The sequence below is a fragment of the Novosphingobium sp. B-7 genome, from assembly GCF_000410615.1.
In the GTDB taxonomy this organism is placed as follows: Bacteria; Pseudomonadota; Alphaproteobacteria; order Sphingomonadales; family Sphingomonadaceae; genus Novosphingobium; species Novosphingobium capsulatum.
The window spans coordinates 1-618 of record NZ_KE148486.1 but is presented as its reverse complement, the minus strand read 5'-3'; the positions used below and the strand labels follow the sequence as shown (position 1 = coordinate 618).

Sequence of the window (618 nt, the reverse complement as noted above, 5' to 3'; positions counted from 1 at the left end):
CGGGGGAGGCAAAGGCGGCGACAACGGCATCGGGGATCGTTGCCACGCGCAGCATCTTTGATAGCCAACCCTTTGAAAGTTTTAGCCTTTCTGCCATGCGCGTGAGGTGGTTGCCGTAATGGTCCTTGAGCGCGAGCGCATAGTTACGCGCGCGTTCCAGGTCAGACACGTCCTTGCGGGCGCGGTTTTCCAGATCGGCGAGGCGGAAAGCCGCTTCGTCATCGAGCTGGGCCACCTGGGCCAGGAACTGGAACTGGGGATAGGAATTGGCGCGCAGCCAGGCGATCGACCAATGGCGCCGCGTGCCGGCGATGACCTCGTAATCATAGGCCGGATCGTTTTCGATGCGGCGCACCACGGCGGGCACTTTTTGGCCGCCTTCCGCGATGATCGAATCGATCAGTTCGCGGCACGATTCCTCGCTCAGGTGGGCATAGGATCGGGCATTGCCGGCCCACACCCGCACCCGCGCGGGATCGAGCAGCAATTGCGTGACCTGGCGCACTTCGCCGCTGGCGACGCGGGCCAGCGCGCTTTCGCGGTTGAGCAGCGTGGTGCCGCGCAACGGGCCAAGGCCTGGCGCGGCCTGGCGCGGCGGGGAGGCTGGGGCAGGGGACA

At 65.7% G+C, this 618-nt stretch carries 1 protein-coding gene; it reads right to left on the bottom strand.

All coding sequences use genetic code 11. The features are described 5' to 3' along the window. The coding region (locus H926_RS35140; protein WP_237741135.1) for a ParB/RepB/Spo0J family partition protein at positions 1 to 618 on the bottom strand (618 nt) is incomplete at both ends.